Origin of the sequence: Natronomonas gomsonensis, from assembly GCF_024300825.1 — an archaeon.
Lineage (GTDB): Archaea > Halobacteriota > Halobacteria > Halobacteriales > Haloarculaceae > Natronomonas > Natronomonas gomsonensis.
In genome coordinates this window covers 1,181,395-1,196,898 of record NZ_CP101323.1, presented here as the reverse complement: position 1 = coordinate 1,196,898, position 15,504 = coordinate 1,181,395, and the positions used below count along the sequence as shown (strand labels likewise).

At 65.5% G+C, this 15,504-nt stretch carries 17 protein-coding genes; 14 read left to right on the top strand and 3 right to left on the bottom strand.

What is annotated here, in order from left to right; genetic code table 11:
• The first annotated feature begins 117 nt into the window (after positions 1-117).
• From NMP98_RS06615 to NMP98_RS06555, 13 genes are all read left to right on the top strand, one after another.
• The gene (locus NMP98_RS06615) at positions 118-330 is read left to right on the top strand and encodes a ribbon-helix-helix domain-containing protein (protein ID WP_254860740.1); all 213 of its coding nucleotides are present in this window, start codon (positions 118-120) and stop codon (positions 328-330) included.
• A gap of 77 nt (positions 331-407) precedes the next feature.
• Positions 408-686, top strand: a complete 279-nt coding sequence (locus NMP98_RS06610) for a UPF0058 family protein (protein ID WP_156710410.1) — start codon at positions 408-410, stop codon at positions 684-686.
• 96 nt (positions 687-782) lie between these two features.
• Positions 783-2,120 carry an isochorismate synthase gene (locus tag NMP98_RS06605; RefSeq protein ID WP_254860739.1) on the top strand — a complete coding sequence of 446 codons (1,338 nt, stop codon included), beginning with the start codon at positions 783-785 and terminating at the stop codon, positions 2,118-2,120.
• Positions 2,117-3,886 (top strand): 2-succinyl-5-enolpyruvyl-6-hydroxy-3-cyclohexene-1-carboxylic-acid synthase, encoded by a 1,770-nt coding sequence (menD, locus tag NMP98_RS06600; protein WP_254860738.1) that lies wholly within the window; start codon positions 2,117-2,119, stop codon positions 3,884-3,886. Before NMP98_RS06605 ends, menD begins: the two co-directional genes overlap by 4 nt.
• Positions 3,883-4,200: a hypothetical protein gene (locus tag NMP98_RS06595; RefSeq protein WP_254860737.1), complete on the top strand. Its 318-nt coding sequence runs from the start codon at positions 3,883-3,885 to the stop codon at positions 4,198-4,200. Before menD ends, NMP98_RS06595 begins: the two co-directional genes overlap by 4 nt.
• A gap of 45 nt (positions 4,201-4,245) precedes the next feature.
• Entirely contained in the window at positions 4,246-5,133 is an 888-nt protein-coding gene (locus NMP98_RS06590) for a 1,4-dihydroxy-2-naphthoyl-CoA synthase (RefSeq protein WP_254860736.1), read from the top strand.
• Positions 5,134-5,339: 206 nt separating this feature from the next.
• Entirely contained in the window at positions 5,340-6,008 is a 669-nt protein-coding gene (locus NMP98_RS06585) for an apolipoprotein A1/A4/E family protein (protein WP_254860735.1), read from the top strand.
• A gap of 124 nt (positions 6,009-6,132) precedes the next feature.
• A complete protein-coding gene (locus NMP98_RS06580; protein ID WP_254860734.1) occupies positions 6,133-7,074 on the top strand; it encodes a 1,4-dihydroxy-2-naphthoate polyprenyltransferase in 942 nt (313 codons plus the stop codon).
• Positions 7,071-8,069: a mandelate racemase/muconate lactonizing enzyme family protein gene (locus tag NMP98_RS06575; protein WP_254860733.1), complete on the top strand. Its 999-nt coding sequence runs from the start codon at positions 7,071-7,073 to the stop codon at positions 8,067-8,069. The genes NMP98_RS06580 and NMP98_RS06575 overlap by 4 nt, the downstream gene beginning before the upstream one ends.
• Positions 8,070-8,083: 14 nt before the next feature.
• A complete protein-coding gene (gene menE, locus NMP98_RS06570; protein ID WP_254860732.1) occupies positions 8,084-9,583 on the top strand; it encodes an o-succinylbenzoate--CoA ligase in 1,500 nt (499 codons plus the stop codon).
• Between the two features lie 42 nt (positions 9,584-9,625).
• Positions 9,626-10,357 carry an NRDE family protein gene (locus NMP98_RS06565; RefSeq protein WP_254860731.1) on the top strand — a complete coding sequence of 244 codons (732 nt, stop codon included), beginning with the start codon at positions 9,626-9,628 and terminating at the stop codon, positions 10,355-10,357.
• Between the two features lie 26 nt (positions 10,358-10,383).
• The gene (locus NMP98_RS06560; protein ID WP_156710019.1) at positions 10,384-10,746 is read left to right on the top strand and encodes a helix-turn-helix transcriptional regulator; all 363 of its coding nucleotides are present in this window, start codon (positions 10,384-10,386) and stop codon (positions 10,744-10,746) included.
• A gap of 314 nt (positions 10,747-11,060) precedes the next feature.
• A complete protein-coding gene (locus NMP98_RS06555) occupies positions 11,061-11,987 on the top strand; it encodes a ribokinase (protein WP_254860730.1) in 927 nt (308 codons plus the stop codon).
• On the opposite strand, the gene NMP98_RS06550 is transcribed toward NMP98_RS06555, so the two are convergent.
• The 3 genes from NMP98_RS06550 to NMP98_RS06540 are packed head-to-tail and all read right to left on the bottom strand — an operon-like array spanning position 11,988 to position 14,847.
• A complete protein-coding gene (locus NMP98_RS06550) occupies positions 11,988-12,452 on the bottom strand; it encodes a MaoC family dehydratase (protein WP_254860729.1) in 465 nt (154 codons plus the stop codon). It lies immediately after the preceding gene.
• Positions 12,449-12,898 carry a PaaI family thioesterase gene (locus NMP98_RS06545; RefSeq protein ID WP_156710016.1) on the bottom strand — a complete coding sequence of 150 codons (450 nt, stop codon included), beginning with the start codon at positions 12,896-12,898 and terminating at the stop codon, positions 12,449-12,451. Before NMP98_RS06545 ends, NMP98_RS06550 begins: the two co-directional genes overlap by 4 nt.
• Positions 12,895-14,847 carry a 3-hydroxyacyl-CoA dehydrogenase/enoyl-CoA hydratase family protein gene (locus tag NMP98_RS06540; protein ID WP_254860728.1) on the bottom strand — a complete coding sequence of 651 codons (1,953 nt, stop codon included), beginning with the start codon at positions 14,845-14,847 and terminating at the stop codon, positions 12,895-12,897. The genes NMP98_RS06545 and NMP98_RS06540 overlap by 4 nt, the downstream gene beginning before the upstream one ends.
• Before the next feature lie 183 nt (positions 14,848-15,030).
• Between NMP98_RS06540 and lrpA1 the strand changes: the two genes are divergently transcribed.
• On the top strand, positions 15,031-15,456 hold the full coding sequence (lrpA1, locus tag NMP98_RS06535) for an HTH-type transcriptional regulator LrpA1 (protein ID WP_156710014.1): 426 nt from the start codon (positions 15,031-15,033) through the stop codon (positions 15,454-15,456).
• The last annotated feature ends 48 nt before the right edge of the window (positions 15,457-15,504 follow it).

Here is a 15,504-nt window from a genome sequence, read left to right as displayed (position 1 = left end):
TAAAATTGATGCTCGTTTCGATAAGGATTATTTGGGTAACCCGGGATTCGGTTTTTGAGTAGCGAAAATTTCCCCGTCAGAGTTAAATACCCCATCCCCGAACGTTCGAACGTTCCGATGCCGAAGGTACAACTCACTGTCCCGGAACATCTCGAAATGCAAATCGCCCAACTGGTCGAGAAGGGCGAGTTCGTAAACCGGGAAGAAGCCATCGAAGAACTGCTCTCAACCGGGCTCCGAGCCTACAAGACGAGCGGTCCGATGGAGGACGAAGAACCGGGCTTCGAAGAGGACGGGATGATGGGACACGACGACGAGTACGTCTTCTAACAACCCGTTCGGCGCTGTTTTCGTGTGTGGCTGGTTCCCGCGAAAGCGTTAAACGGTCCCTAACAGTATCCACGAATATGCACAAAGACGAACTCCTCGAACTGCACGCGAAGATGGTATCGATAATGGGTCATTTCCAGGACATGGACGAAATCGATTCGTCGGTGTTCGACCCCTACGAATCACTCGACGTGACGCCCGACGACGTTCACAAATCGAAGAGCGAGCACAAACACGCCGTGTTCGTCCTCGGCAACGCCTTGGCGAACGTCATGAGCGAAGACGAGTTCTCCGATGCGGGCCGGATCGGTAAGCGGATGAAGGAACTCGCCGACGACGCGGAATCGAAACTGTAAGCCGACTCTTTTCGAGCGTCGCGGGGCCGTCCTGGGTTCCGGCCGGTCCGTGCCCGAACACGTAACCTAAAACGGTGGGGGTCTAACGTAGTGCCAATGGAACCGTTGCGGAGCGAAGAGGCGGCCCCGGAATCGACGGGGCTCGTCAGTCGGTCGAGACGGGTTCGGGAGGCACCGACGCCCAGAGCGGCTCTCGCGGCGGCGGAGTCGCCACGGACGCTCTGGGCTGCTCCCGACGAGTCGACGGTCGTCGGCAGCGGCGCGGCAGCGACCATCACGGCGGACGGCCCCGGTCGATTCGACGCGATTCGGGAGGCCGCGGCGGAACTCTTCGCTGTCGGCGACGTACACGCCGGGACGCTCGCGGCCCGCCCCCGCGTGTTCGGCGGCTTTTCGTTTCACGACGAACACGTCGGCGAGGGGCCGTGGGAGGGGTATCCCGGTGCCCGATTCGTGCTTCCCCGCGTACAGGTCACCTACACCGACGACGAGGCGTGGGTGACGGTCAACGCAGTCGATGCTGGCGCCGCCGACGTGGAACGCCGACTCGACACCGCCACCGAAGCGCTCCTCGATGCGCCGGAGTCGGGGGCCACCGCGGGACCGCCGGGGGTCGAAAGCCGGACACGAACCACCTCGAAGGCGGAGTGGCGCGACAGCGTCACGGCTGCTATCGACCGTATCGACGCCGGCGAACTCCGGAAGGTCGTCCTCGCACAGGCACTGGAGGCTCGTCTCGACGCACCGCTGTCGATTCCCGACGCGATTACCCGACTCGGCGACACCTATCCGAACTGTTTTCGGTTCCTCTTCGAACCGGCGGACGGCCGCTCGGGCTTTTTCGGTGCGACGCCGGAGCGACTCGTCGGCCTCCGGGGACGAACGGTCGAAACGGGCGCCATCGCCGGCACGACCGGCCGCGGTGACACACCCGAAGAAGACGAGTGGCTCGCCGAGGAACTGCTGGCGGACGAAAAGAACGTCCACGAACACGAACTCGTCGCCGACGCCATCCGGGAGCAACTGGAACCCTATGCGGCGTCAATCCGCGCGGGCGAGCGTGGCATTCGGCGGTTGGCGACCGTCCAGCACATCGAGACGCCGATTACCGCCGAGTTGGCCGTCGACGAACACGTCCTCTCGCTCGTCGAGGCGCTACACCCCACACCGGCGGTCGGTGGACTACCCCCGGACCGCGCACTCGATACCATCCGCGACACCGAACCGTTCGAACGTGGCTGGTACGCCGCGCCCGTCGGGTGGTTCGACGCTGCCGGCTACGGCTCTTTCGCCGTCGCCATCCGCTCGGCGGTCGCCAGCGGGGATGTCGCAACGCTTTTCGCTGGCGTCGGTATCGTCGGTGACTCCGACCCCGACCGGGAGTGGGACGAAGTACAACTGAAGTACCGGCCCATCCTCGACGAACTCGAGTGACCGACATGAACGTCAACACGCTGTGGGGGGAGGTCATCGCCGACGAACTGTCGAAGGCGGGCGTCGAGGCGGCAGTGTTGGCTCCGGGAAGCCGCTCGACGCCGCTGACCGTCGCCGTCGCCGAACACGAAGACATCGAAACGCACTCGCTTCTCGACGAGCGGTCGGCGGCGTTTTTCGCTCTGGGTCGAGCCAAACGGACGAGGACGCCGACGGCGCTCGTCTGTACCTCCGGGACGGCGCTGGCGAACTTTCATCCGGCGGTCATCGAGGCCGACCGGTCCCGCGTTCCGTTGCTGTTGTTGACGGCGGACCGCCCGCCCGAACTGCAGGACAGCGGCGCCAACCAGACCATCGACCAGGAGCGACTGTACGGCGATGCGGTGCGTCAGTACCGAAAACTCCCGGAACCGGAGGCTGCGGACCGAAAACTCCGGTCGCTTCGGACCGCACTCGCGCGGGCGGTCGGCACCGCCACGGGGGTCGAACCCGGACCGGTCCACCTCGACGTGCCGCTTCGCAAGCCGCTGGAACCGACGGCGGGCGGTGAAGCCGCCCCGCCCGGCGTCCCCGATAGCGCGGTTCCGGAGGGGTTCGTCGACGACCACCTCCTCGCCGTCGAGGGCCGCGATGGGCCGTTCGTCGCGGTGACACGTGGCCGCTCGGCGCTATCCGCTGCGGAGCGACGAGACCTCGTCGACGCCGTCGAAACCGCGGAATCCGGACTCGTCGTCTGCGGTCCCACCGACCGCCCGGCGCCGACCAGCGACGCACTCGAAGAGTTCGCCCAGGCCACCGGCTTTCCCGTGTTCGCCGACCCGCTCTCGGGGATTCGGTTCGGCGGACACGTCGACAGCGATGGCGTAACCGTCTGTGGCGGGTACGACTCCTATCTCGCCGCAATCGAGGAGTCCCCCGAGGTGGTCGTCCGGTTCGGTGCCTCACCGACTTCCAAGCCACTCCGGAACTACCTCGCGGGGTCGGGCGCCCGCCAGTTCGTCGTCGACTCGGCCGGCGGATGGCCGGAGGCGACGTTCACCGCGACGGACCTCGTCGTCGCCGACGAGACGCGACTCGCGAGGGACCTCGCGGCCCGAATCGAACGCGAACCCGGAGCGTACGCCGCCCAACTCCGAGAGGCCGAGGCGGCCTACTGGCAACTCCTCGCCGGCGCGGAACCCGAGGAGGGTGCGGTCATCGCCGATGCCGTCGAGGCCGCACCGGACTCGACGACGCTGTTCGTCTCGAACTCGATGCCCGTCCGGGACCTCGACCGGTTCGGTCGTCCCCGACCGGCTGATTTGACCGTTCTCGGCAACCGCGGCGCATCCGGCATCGACGGCATCACCTCGACGGCACTCGGAGCGGGTTCCGGGACCGACGATTCACTCGTCCTCGTGACGGGTGACCTCGCGTACTATCACGACATGAACGGTCTGCTCGCTGTCGGTCGCTGCGATGTCGACGCGACCGTTGTCTGCATCAACAACGACGGCGGCGGCATCTTCCATCTGCTCCCAATCGAGGCCCACGGCACCTTCGAGGAGTGGTTCCGGACGCCGCACGGATTGGACTTCGAACATTCGGCGGAGTTGTACAACCTCGAGTTCGCGCGCACGGGCGACCGCGAAGGGTTCCGGGAACTGTACGCCGACTCCCTCGCAAGCGAAGGGACGCAGGTCATCGAGGTCCGCACCGACAGCGACCGCAACCACGCCGACCGCGCGGCGTTGCAGGAACGCGTCGTCGAGGAACTCTCGCAGTGAGCGACCCGCGCGTCGGTCCGTGGCTGTTCACGACGGTGACGGCGATGCTCGCTGGATTCGCCGCGCTCGTCCTCTCCGGAAGCCTCCCCGTCGTCGGTGTGGCGGTCATCGTGGCGACGGTGGCGGCGACGGCCGTCGGCCGCTCGGAGTTGCCCTCGCCAGCGCGGATGGGTGACCGTCGGGCGGCCGGGGCGGCGGCGCTGTTCGCGGTCGTCCTCGGCGCCGGATTTCTGGGCGGTGAGCCGACGACCGGGCTGCTCGTCGGGATGGGGCTGTACCTGACGGTGTGGCTGCTCGGCGTGGGTTCTCGGTGAGTCGCGGTCGGGTGGCTTTTTGCTGGCGCCGGTCCCACCTCCGGCATGGTATCGGACATCTTCGATTCCGAGCGCTGGGAACCGGTCACCGACGACTTCGAGGACCTCACCTATCACCGGGCGAAAGACAGCGGCGTCGTCCGAATCGCCTTCGACAGACCCGAAGTGCGCAACGCCTTCCGGCCGGAGACGGTCGACGAACTGTACACCGCCTTAGAGCACGCCAAACGCCAGACCGACGTGGGTTGTGTGCTGTTGACCGGTAACGGCCCGTCACCGAAAGACGGCGGCTGGGCGTTCTGTTCCGGGGGCGACCAACGCATCCGTGGCGAGGCGGGCTACGAGTACGAATCCGAATCCGAAGCCGAACAGCAGGACGCGCCGCGACTCCACATCCTCGAAGTTCAGCGGCTCATCCGTCACATTCCGAAGCCGGTCATCGCCGTCGTTCCCGGGTGGGCCGTCGGCGGCGGCCACTCCCTGCACGTCGTCTGTGACATGACGCTGGCCTCCGAGGAGCATGCGAAGTTCCTCCAGACCGACCCGGACGTGGCGTCGTTCGACGCCGGTTTCGGGTCGGCGTATCTCGCCCACCAGGTCGGTCACAAGAAGGCCCGTGAGGTGTTCTTCCTCGGAAAGACCTACTCCGCCGAGGAGGCCGTCGAAATGGGGATGGCGAACGAGGCCGTCCCCCACGAGGAACTCGAAGAGACGGCCCTGGAGTGGGGCGAGCGCATCCTCTCGAAGTCACCGATGGCGATTCGGATGTTGAAGTACGCGTTCAACCTCGACACCGATGGACTCGTCGGCCAGCAGGTGTTTGCGGGCGAAGCCACCCGACTCGGTTACATGACCGACGAGGCCCAGGAGGGACGCGACGCGTTCAACGAGAAACGGGACCCCGAATTCGAGAAGTTCGACTGGTACTACTGACGCGTCGTCCGTTCGTCACTCGGTGACACCCGGATGCAATAATTGGCTCTGACGTTGTTTTATCGTACGTAGCCGTGCAACGACGAGTCGGACAGACCGTCGACGAGGTAACTGAACGCTCCACTCGTATTCTCAAACCATTTCTTGGTATTGAGTGGTATTTGGTGGTAAGAGTTATATAGTCGGGACGCGTTAGTTCAATTACAATGAGCCAAAACGACTCCGCGGTCAGCACGATGTTCAGCCTCCAGCGCAGCACCCTCGAACAGACCCAAAGCGCCATCGAGACCGGCGTCGAGTTCCAGCAGAACGTCAACGAGCGCCTCGTCGAGAGCTTCGACACGACCCGAGAGTTCTCGGAACGCAGCAGCGACCTCGTCCGCACGGGCGTCGACGCCTACTTCGACGCCGTCGAGTCGGCCGTCCCCGGCGACCAAGACGTGCTCGCGGACGTTCGTGAGACCCTCGACGAACAGCTCGACGAACTCGAAGCCAACCAGTCGGATGCCTTCGACACCATCGAGGAGAACCTCGACGACGGCCACGAGTCTGTCGACGAACTCCTCGAGGACTTCCTCGAAACCCTCGACGAGCAAGTGTCCCAACTGCTCGAGGCCAGCGAGGACCTCGAAGACCAGACCGTCGACGCCCTCGAAAACCTTCAGGAGTCCATCGAGGACCTCCAGGAGCAGCTCGACGAGCGCTCCGAGGAGTTCCAGGACCAACTCGACGAGCAACTCGACAACATCCAGAACCAACTCGAGGAAGGCGCCGACACGCTGCAGGAGCAAATCGACGACGTCTCCGAGCAGGTTCAGGACGCTGCCGAACAGGTCGAAGACGCGACCGACGACGCGACCGGCAGCTCGGCGTAAGCGGTCTTCACGACTCCCGACACCTTCTCCGTTTTTTCACCACAGATAGCGCCGCTATCCGAGAACTGCGAGCCGTCGACTCGGACCACCCGACATTATACCCTTCCCGGACGCAGTACCGACAATGACTGAGGCGGTTTCACCCACGAAAGCGTGGCTGATGGCGGCCCGCCCGCAGACGTTGCCGGCGGGAGCGGCGCCGGTCATCGTCGGGACGGGGCTGGCGATTCACGACGATTTCTTCGCACCGGTGTCGGCTGCGTTCGCCCTCGTCGGGGCGTTGCTCCTCCAAATCGGGACGAACTTCGCCAACGACTACTACGACGCCGTTCGCGGCGCCGACACCGAGGACCGCGAGGGGTTCACCCGCGTGACTGCCGGCGGTATCATCGAGCCACAGTCGGTCAAACGGGCGATGTATGCAACCTTCGGTCTCGCCATCCTCGTGGGCGTCTATCTCGTGTATCTCGGTGGCGTTCCCATCCTCGTTATCGGCCTCGCCAGCGTGGCTGCGGGCATCACCTACACCGGTGGCCCGCTGCCGTACGGCTACCGCGGACTCGGTGACGTGTTCGTGTTCGTCTTCTTCGGTCTCGTCGCGGTCGCGGGAACGTACTACGTCCAGGCCGTCACCTACGCGGCTGCGCCGTTCCCGCTGTGGCTTCCCGAGGGAACGGTGCCCGTTCGGGCGGTCGTTGCCGCACTCCCCGTCGCGGGGCTGTCGACTGCCATCCTCGTCGTCAACAACATCCGTGACCGCGAGACCGACGCCGCCGCCGGAAAGCGGACACTCGCCGTTATGCTCGGCTACCGACTCAGCCGAATCGAGTGGACCGCGTTGGTCGGAATGGCCTACGCCGTTCCGGTGGTGTTCTGGGCTGATGGATACGGCCTCGCAGTCCTCCTTCCGCTGTTGACTGCCCCCCTCGCCGTCTCGCTCGGCGGAACCGTCTGGAGCCACGAAGACGGCGAGGCGCTCAACCCGGCGCTGGAACGGACGGGCCAACTCCTGTTCGTCCACTCGCTGGCCTTCGCCATCGGCCTCGCAGCACCGGCGTTGGTATGAGAGTTGACCGATTCTCACTCCCGTTGGCCCGCCCGCTGGACACCGCCGCCGGCAGTATCGAGCGCCGGGACGGGTTCCTCGTGAAACTCGAACTCGACGGCATTCCGGGCGTCGGAGAGGCGACACCGCTTGCCGGCTGGACCGAATCGCGCTCTGCGTGTGCCGCCGCGCTCGAATCCGTCTCGGACCCAGAGGAGGCTCTCGTCTCCCTCGGCGAAACGCCGGCGGCGCGACACGGCGTCTCGCTCGCGGTACTGGATGCTCGTGCGCGCACGGCAGAGGAGCCGCTGTACCGCTATCTCGGCGGCGAGAAGGGCGTCGAGAGCGTCCCGGTCAACGCGACTCTCGGCGACGCAACGCCAGCCGACACTGCCACGGCCGCCGAACAGGCCGTCGCCGACGGCTACCCGGCGCTGAAAGTGAAAGTCGGTGCTCGGTCGCTCACGGCGGACATCGAGCGAATCGAGGCGGTTCGGGACGCCTGTCCCGATGTCGAACTCCGGGCGGACGCCAACGGTGCCTGGGACCAACCGACCGCCGAACGCGCCTTCGAGGCGTTCGCGGGGTTCGACGTGTCCTTCGTCGAACAGCCGCTGTCAGCCGACACCCTCACCGGACACGCCGCACTCCGCGGTGGCGAGGTTGGAGTCGGCCTCGACGAGGGACTTCTCGAACATGGTCTCGACGCTATCCTCGAAGCGGATGCGGCAGATGTCGTCGTCTGTAAGCCGATGGCGCTGGGTGGTGTCGACCGAGCGCGAGAAATCGCTCTACAGGCGCGCGCTGGGGGCGTCGACCCCATCATCACGACGACCATTGATGGTGCGGTCGCCCGCGCTGGTGCGGTCCATCTCGCGGCGTCGATACCCGATGTCCGGCCCTGTGGGCTGGCGACCGGTGGGTTGCTCGCCGAGGACCTTCGACCGGATATGGCGGTCGCCGACGAGGGGTCGATGGCCGTTCCACAGGGAAAAGGCAATATTCCCCCATCGTGAATCGGGCGACGGAGATGCGAGATTGGCTGGCCACACGAGCGAACGGGACGCCCGCGGCGACCGCAGTAGCCGCCGGTGGCGACGTGGCGACTACCCGGAGTTACGCGGACCTCAACGAGCGGGTCGAGGTGTTGGCCGGCCGCCTCGCCGCCCGCGGCGTCGGCGTCGACGACGCCCTCGCCGTGTGTGCCGAGACCCGAGTCGAGTTCCTCGAAGCCGTCCACGCCGCACAGCGACTCGGAGCCGTACTCGTTCCGCTCAACGCACGGCTGACTGCTGAGGAACTCGCCGTCCGGCTCGAACGAATCGACCCTGCGGCCGTGGCCTCTGAGTCGGGGACCGAGCGGGCGGTTATCGATGCGGTCGAAGCGACCGAACAGGACGACACCACTGTTCTGTCCTTCGACGAGCCGGCCGCTGGCGCCGAACGGGTCGAAAGCATCCAGCCGGAGCCGTTCGACCTCCCGGAGTGGGAACCCGACCACCCGCTGGTCGTCATGTTTACCTCGGGGACGACGGGCGACCCGAAGGGGGTCGTGCTCACGCTGGCGAACGTACTGGCGAGTGCGACCGCCTCCGCCTTCCGCCTCGGCGTCGGCGGCGACGACTGTTGGCACGTCACGCTTCCGATGTATCACATGGGCGGGTTGGCACCGGTCTACCGGTCGGTGCTGTACGGCTCTTCTCTGTCGGTCCAACGTGGTTTCGACCCCGAGGGGACCGCCGAGGTGATGCGGCAGGCCGGAGCCACTTGCGTCTCGCTGGTCCCGACGATGCTCGACCGGATGCTCGACGCCGGCGAGTTTCCCGATTGCCGGTTTGTACTCTTGGGCGGGGCCGCCTGTCCGCCCGAATTGCTCGCTCGCGCCCACGACCGGGGTGTTCCGGTCGCTCCCACCTACGGAATGACGGAGGCGGCCTCCCAAATCGCCACCGCGACGCCGGAACAGTCCCGCCGACACCCCGATACGGTCGGCAACCCGCTCATGTTCGCGGAGGTGACCGTCGTCGACGACGCCGGCGCGGTGTGTCGCCCCGGTGAGACGGGCGAACTCGTCGTCGCCGGGCCGATGGTGACGCCGGGGTATCTCGACGACGCGGCGACGCGGGACGCGTTCACCAACGGCGGACTCCGAACCGGCGACGTGGGCCACCGCGACGAGGCCGGCCGGGTGTACGTCCACGCCCGCGTCGACGACACAATCGTCACCGGCGGGGAGAACGTCGACCCAAGCGAGGTCGTCGCCGCGCTCCGAGACCACCCGGCCGTCGACGACGCGGCCGTCGTCGGCCTCGACGACGAGGAGTGGGGCGAACGCGTCGCTGCATTGGTCGTCCTCGCCGACGGTACGGAGGTGGCCGCCGACGCCCTCCGAGAGCACTGTCGGGGACACCTCGCCGGCTACAAACTCCCCCGGACGGTCGGATTCGCCGACTCGCTGCCGCGGACGGCCTCGGGAACCGTCGACCGCGAGGCCGTTCGGACGACCCTGGAAGCGGCCGACGATGCCTGAACCGGAGGCGGCTTTATTTTCGAGGCGGACCTACCGCCTCCCGTGTGTACACTCATCGTCGCGTGGCAGGTCTTCGAGGAAGCACCCGTCTGTGTCGCGGCCAACCGCGACGAGGCGTTCGGACGCCCGTCGACGCCGCCTGTGGTCCGGGAGGGTGACCCCCGAATCGTCGCCCCTCGTGACGAAGAGGCCGGCGGGACGTGGCTGGGGTACAACGAAGACGGCGTTCTCGTCGCCATCACGAACCGGTGGGTCGAGGGCGAAGGCGACCGTTCCCGTGGCCTCCTCGTCGACGACGCGCTTTCGGAACCGACCGCAAGCGCCGCTATCGACCGCGTGGAAGCCGAACTCGACGCCAGGGAGTACGCCCCCCTCCATCTGCTGGCGGCCGACGGCGAAGATGCCCTACTCATCGAGTGGGGCGACGTGCGCCGAGTGACTGAACTCGACCCTGGCGTCCACATCGTCGTCAACGTCGGCTTCGACGGCGAGTGGTTCGTCCCACCGATGCGACCCGAAGCGGGACGCCAGCAGGCGAACAACGCCGACCGCATCCGGGCGGAACTCCAGCCGAGAGACGGCGAAACAGCCGAAGCGTGGACGCGTCGGGCCGGCGAGATACTCGGCGACCACGAGTTCGGCGCCTGCATCCACGGCGACGGCTTCGGAACCCGGTCGTCCTCGCTCGTCCGACTCGGCGGGGACCGTGTCTTCGAGTTCGCCGACGGCCCGCCGTGTGAGACGCCGTACGAACCGACCGAAAGCAGGATTTAAACGGCTCGCCGGCGGAGGGAAGAACAATGAGTACCACCGCCGACGAGGAGCAGGAGCTCACGGAGGCCGAACGAGCGGGGCTCGAACTGATTCGGTCGACCGGTGGCATCCACCAGAGCGACTTCTGGAAGGAACTCGACGTCGACTCCCGGAAGGGGAGCCGTATCATCGACTCCCTTGAGGAGAAGGGCCTCGTCGAACGCGAGGACACCGTCTATGAGGGGCACAACACCTACTACATCACGCCGGTTCGCGACCCGAAGGACCTCGACTTCTCGCTGCTGATGGCCGGCGACATGCTCTCGCCGTTCGTCGGCGACGAGGAGGCCGACGCCCAAAGCGACGCCTTCTCGCATTGGGTGATGAATCTGGCCTACGAAGAGTACTAACAACCCACTTTTTACGAGAGGGGTTTCCTCGCTCCCTTCGGTCGCTGCGGGGAACCCCCTCCCGCAAAAACTTGGGGAAAAACCATCCGGCGACTCGGCCTTCGGCCTCGTCGCCGGTGTGGTTCGAAAGACGCCGTGGGCGTCTTTCGTCAGTAAGCAAATCGAAGATTTGCGAGCTACACAGGAGCAGAGCTCCTGTAGTATGCGAAAAGATCGCTTCGCGCTCTTTTCAGAAAACCGCTCGCTTCGCTCGCGGATGCTCGCATCCCGAGTCCCGTCATCACGCTTTTCAGCGCCGCCGCTGTCGGTTCGGTATGACTGACCCCCCTCGAATCGCCGCCGTCGGCTCCTACAACCACGACATGTCGGTTACCGTGCCGTCGCTTCCGGTTCCCGGTGAGACGGCCTCCGGCGAGGATTTTCAGGAACACGCCGGTGGCAAAGGGTCGAATCAGGCCATCGCCGCCGCCCGCAGCGGTGGCGACGTGGCCTTCGTCGGCGCGGTCGGTGACGACCGCTTCGGCGAGTACGCACGTGAACTGTGGGCCGAGGAAGGCATCGACGCCGCCGTCTCGTCGGTCGAGACTGCGACCGGTGTCGCACTCATCCACGTCGAAGAAAGCGGTGAGAACGCCATCGCCGTCGCTTCCGGGGCGAACGACGACCTCGACGCCGAGACGGTCCAGTCTGCAGGCGTCATCGATGGCTGTGACGTGCTGTTGACGCAGCTGGAGACGCCGATTAGTGCCGTGACCGAAGCGGTGTCATGTGGAGCAGCGACCGGGGCCGAAGTCGTCGTCGACCCCGCGCCCTACCGGGACCTCCCCGATGTATTTCTGCAGGACGTGTCGATTCTCACGCCGAACGAAAGCGAGGTCCGACTGCTGGCGGGCCACGAACCCGACGCCGATATCGACGAGGAGACGGCTGCACGAGCCGTTCTCGACCGCGGGCCCGACGCGGTGGTCGTGACGCTCGGAGCCGACGGCGCGCTCGTGGTGACCGACGACGACGCCACCGCGGTTGACCCGATTCCCGTCGACGTGGTCGATACGACTGGCGCCGGCGACGCGTTCAACGCCGCCTTCGCGGTCGCCCGCGGGAACGGGTTGAGCCACCTCGCGGCGACCGAACGCGGCATCGCCGCCGGCGCACTCGCCTGTACCGAACGCGGTGTCGTGCCGTCGCTGCCCGAACGGAGCGCCATCGACGAACTACTAAAACGAGAGCGGTCGGCGTGACTACTTCATCAGCGAGGTCATCTCACAGGAGATGACCGTCTGGTCGCGCTGATTTTTGATTTCGACGGCGTTTCGGACCGTCCCGTTGCCGGGGCCGTCGGGCTTCTCGCGGGTCTCCAGCACCTCGGTTTCGACGCGGATGGTGTCGCCGATGTACACCGGCTGTCGGAACCGGAGTTCGTCCATGCCGTAGAAGGCGACGACGGCCTCCCGCTCTTCGGGCGTTCGGGACTGCCACAACAGCCCCGTCGCTGCACTGACGACGAGCATGCCGTGGGCGATTCGCTCGCCGAACATGGAGTCGCCCATCCGCTCCTCGTCGGTGTGGAGGTGGTTGAAGTCCCCCGAGATGCCGGCGAAGTTCGTCACGTCGGCCTCGGTGATGGTTCGTCCCTGCGTGACGTCCGTGTCTCCCTCTTCGATGTCTTCGAAGACGCTCACGTCGTCTGTGTCTTGCTGGCTCATTCTCTGAACAGTCTGTAGCTGGTGCCGCCGGTGGCGACGACTTTCTCTTCGCCCTCGTGGACGGTCGTAACCTCGCTTTCGGTGAACCCCATCGACCCGCCCGAGCGGACGACTTCGGCCTCGACTCGGAGGTCGTTCCGTGCGGGGCGGACGTATCTGACGTTGAGGTCCGTCGTCGTCAGCCGTGCGGTCGCGGGGTCGTCGAACGTCGACCGCAGGGCAAAGCCGGAGGCGGTGTCGATGACCGTCGCCGTGACGCCGCCGTGGACGGTACCGGAGGCGAGGTTGGCGAACTTCTCGTCGAACGGCAACTCGAAGACGACGCGGCCGGGTTCGACGACGTCGATGTCGAGGTTCAGCCACTCGAAGAGGCCGTGTTCGCGGAGCGCACGCTCCAGTGCGTCGTCGCGTTCGCCGTCCGACGCGGTCGCCTCGCAGTCGCTCATTTGCCCTCGAACTCGGGTTCGCGATCCTCCATGAACGCGGAGGCGCCTTCCATCATGTCGTCGGTCGAGAGTAGCAGGCCGAAGGCCTGCGATTCGAGTTCGAGACCGGCGGAGATGTCCTGGTCGCGACCCTCGTTCATCACCTTCTTGGCCTTCCGGAGGGCGATGGGCGGGCCGGAAACGAGGTCGGAGACGTACTCCTCGACGGTCTCCTCGAACTCGTCTTCCTCGACTGCGCGGTTGATGAGTCCCCACTCCTCGGCGAGTTCGCCGTCGATGCGGTTGCCACGGAAGACGAGTTCCTTCGCTCGTGCTTCGGTGAGCATTCGCATCGCACGCTGGGTGCCGCCACCGCCCGGAATCAGACCGAGGTTGATTTCGGGGAAACCGAACTCCGAATCCTCGGTGGCGATACGGAGGTCACAGGCGAGTGCGAGTTCGTTGCCGCCGCCGAGACAGTAGCCGTCGATTTTCGCCAGCGTCGGTCGCGGGAAGTCGTTGACCGTCTGGAAGACGGGCGTCACCTCGACCTCGTGGGGCTCGATGCCCGCGAAGCCGGTGATGTCGGCGCCGGCACAGAACGCGCGGTCGCCCGCGCCTTCGAAGGTGACCGCCCGGACCTCGTCGATGTCGACGTTCTCCAAGAGGTGGACGATTTCGTCCATCATGTCCCCGTTGAGCGCGTTCATCCGGGCCTGTCGGTCGAGTTCGATTTCCAGCAGGCCGTCGTCGCCCAGTGTGTGGTTGATGGTCGTGTAGTCGCGCTCGGCGGAGTCGCCGTAGTCGTAGAAGCCCGCTCCTGCGTCTTCGCCGGTGTTGCCTTCTTCGACCAACTCGCGCAGATAGTCGGCGGCATCGTAGCGTTCCTCGCCGTACTCCTCGTGGAGGTCGTCGAGTTTCTCCAAGACGGTGTCGAGGCCGATTTTGTCGGCACGGCGACACGGCCCCTCGGGGAAGCCGGCGCCGAGCCGGAGCCCGGTGTCGATGGCTTCTGCGGTGGCCACGTCGTTGCCGATGAGTTTCGCGGCCTCGTTGACGATACGGGACTCGATACGGAGCCAGTCGACGCCCTCGCCCTGACCGGCCTCGTAGGTCGTTCCCTCGCCGTCTTCGTAGTCGTAGTAGCCCTTGCCGGTCTTCTGGCCGAGTTCCTCGGCTTCGACTTTCTCCTCGACGATGGGCGGGATGGGTTTACCGGCCTCCTTGCGGACGTGGTAGCCGATGTCGATGCCCGTCATGTCCGACAGTTCGAACGGGCCCATCGGGTAGCCACGCTGGTGGACCATCGCGGCGTCGATTTCCTCGACGCTTGCGACGTCCTCGCTTGCCATCCAGGCGGCCTCGTCGCCGAACGGGCCGAGCACCGAGTTGACGACGAAGCCGTTGACGTCCTTGCGGACGTAGATGGGCGTCTTGTCGATGCTCTCGACGAACTCGTAGGCCGTCTCGGCAGTGTCGTCGGTCGTCTCGTCGCCGTAGATGACCTCGACGAGTTCCATCTTCACCGGCGGGTTGAAGAAGTGCATCCCACAGACCTGTTCGGGGCGGTCGGTGGCGGTGGCGATTTCCGTAATCGACAGCGAGGAGGTGTTCGACGCGAGGATGGCGTCCTCGGGTGTGTACTCGTCGAGTTGCCCGAAGATGTCCTTCTTGATTTCCATCTGCTCGGGGGCAGCCTCGATGACGAGGTCGGCGTCCTCGGTGGCGGTTTCGAGGTCGACTGCGGTGTCGATTCGCTCCATCACGTCGGCGGGCGTCTGGTCGACGAGGCCTTTTTCGGCGAGCTTCTCCAGGGACCACTCGATGTCCTCGTAGCCCTCGTCGACCAACTCTTGTTCGATGTCGCGCATCGTCACCTGATACCCCGCCAGGGCAACGACCTCAGTGATACCGTGTCCCATGCTTCCCGCGCCGAGAACCGTCACTCGGTCGATGGCGTCGATAGTCATACGGCCGATTCTGCTGTCGGCAGGGACTTAAGGATACCCCATGCTGTTACCGTTGTTAGGAATTCTTCCTGACTGGTCAATAGTTGTAAACAGAAAACAAGTGTTGTTTCGCCCTTGCTTCGCCACTCCGGGCCGGTTTTCTTCTTCGGAAGATATTTTTTCACGGACGGAAAAGATACCCCCATGAGCGCGGAGACGGAGGACCGAATACTCGCCGTCCTTGAGGACGACGCCCAGGCCTCCTACGCTGAAATCGCAGACCGTGCGGAGGTATCGAAGCCGACGGTCCGAAAGTACATCGAGAAACTGGAGTCCGAGGGGGTCATCGTCGGCTACTCGGCCGACATCGACCCGAAGAAACTCTCCGGGAAATCCATCGCACTGGTCGGTATCGATGTGGCCAGCGAACGGTACGTCGAGGTGACACAGGAACTGAAGAACCTCGATGCGGTCGAGTCGCTGTACACCTCGAGTGGTGACCACATGCTGATGGCCGAGGTGCGTGCCTCCGATGGCGACGCAGTCGGCGACGTCATCCGCGAGGACATCCTCTCGCTCGACGGCGTCGAAGCCGCCCACCCCTCCTTCCTCCAAGAGCGGCTGAAGTGACCGCCCTCTCGGTCCAACCGTCGATTTCCGCCGCCCGTGCCGTTTTGC

What these genes read in the sequence shown, in the direction of transcription:
- NMP98_RS06615 (WP_254860740.1), top strand. Translation starts at nt 118, where the DNA reads ATGCCGAAGGTACAACTCACTGTCCCGGAACATCTCGAAATGCAAATC.
- NMP98_RS06610 (WP_156710410.1), top strand. Translation starts at nt 408, where the DNA reads ATGCACAAAGACGAACTCCTCGAACTGCACGCGAAGATGGTATCGATA.
- NMP98_RS06605 (WP_254860739.1), top strand. Translation starts at nt 783, where the DNA reads ATGGAACCGTTGCGGAGCGAAGAGGCGGCCCCGGAATCGACGGGGCTC.
- NMP98_RS06590 (WP_254860736.1), top strand. Translation starts at nt 4,246, where the DNA reads ATGGTATCGGACATCTTCGATTCCGAGCGCTGGGAACCGGTCACCGAC.
- NMP98_RS06585 (WP_254860735.1), top strand. Translation starts at nt 5,340, where the DNA reads ATGAGCCAAAACGACTCCGCGGTCAGCACGATGTTCAGCCTCCAGCGC.
- NMP98_RS06580 (WP_254860734.1), top strand. Translation starts at nt 6,133, where the DNA reads ATGACTGAGGCGGTTTCACCCACGAAAGCGTGGCTGATGGCGGCCCGC.
- NMP98_RS06575 (WP_254860733.1), top strand. Translation starts at nt 7,071, where the DNA reads ATGAGAGTTGACCGATTCTCACTCCCGTTGGCCCGCCCGCTGGACACC.
- menE (WP_254860732.1), top strand. Translation starts at nt 8,084, where the DNA reads ATGCGAGATTGGCTGGCCACACGAGCGAACGGGACGCCCGCGGCGACC.
- NMP98_RS06560 (WP_156710019.1), top strand. Translation starts at nt 10,384, where the DNA reads ATGAGTACCACCGCCGACGAGGAGCAGGAGCTCACGGAGGCCGAACGA.
- NMP98_RS06555 (WP_254860730.1), top strand. Translation starts at nt 11,061, where the DNA reads ATGACTGACCCCCCTCGAATCGCCGCCGTCGGCTCCTACAACCACGAC.
- NMP98_RS06550 (WP_254860729.1), bottom strand. Translation starts at nt 12,452, where the DNA reads ATGAGCCAGCAAGACACAGACGACGTGAGCGTCTTCGAAGACATCGAA.
- NMP98_RS06545 (WP_156710016.1), bottom strand. Translation starts at nt 12,898, where the DNA reads ATGAGCGACTGCGAGGCGACCGCGTCGGACGGCGAACGCGACGACGCA.
- NMP98_RS06540 (WP_254860728.1), bottom strand. Translation starts at nt 14,847, where the DNA reads ATGACTATCGACGCCATCGACCGAGTGACGGTTCTCGGCGCGGGAAGC.
- lrpA1 (WP_156710014.1), top strand. Translation starts at nt 15,031, where the DNA reads ATGAGCGCGGAGACGGAGGACCGAATACTCGCCGTCCTTGAGGACGAC.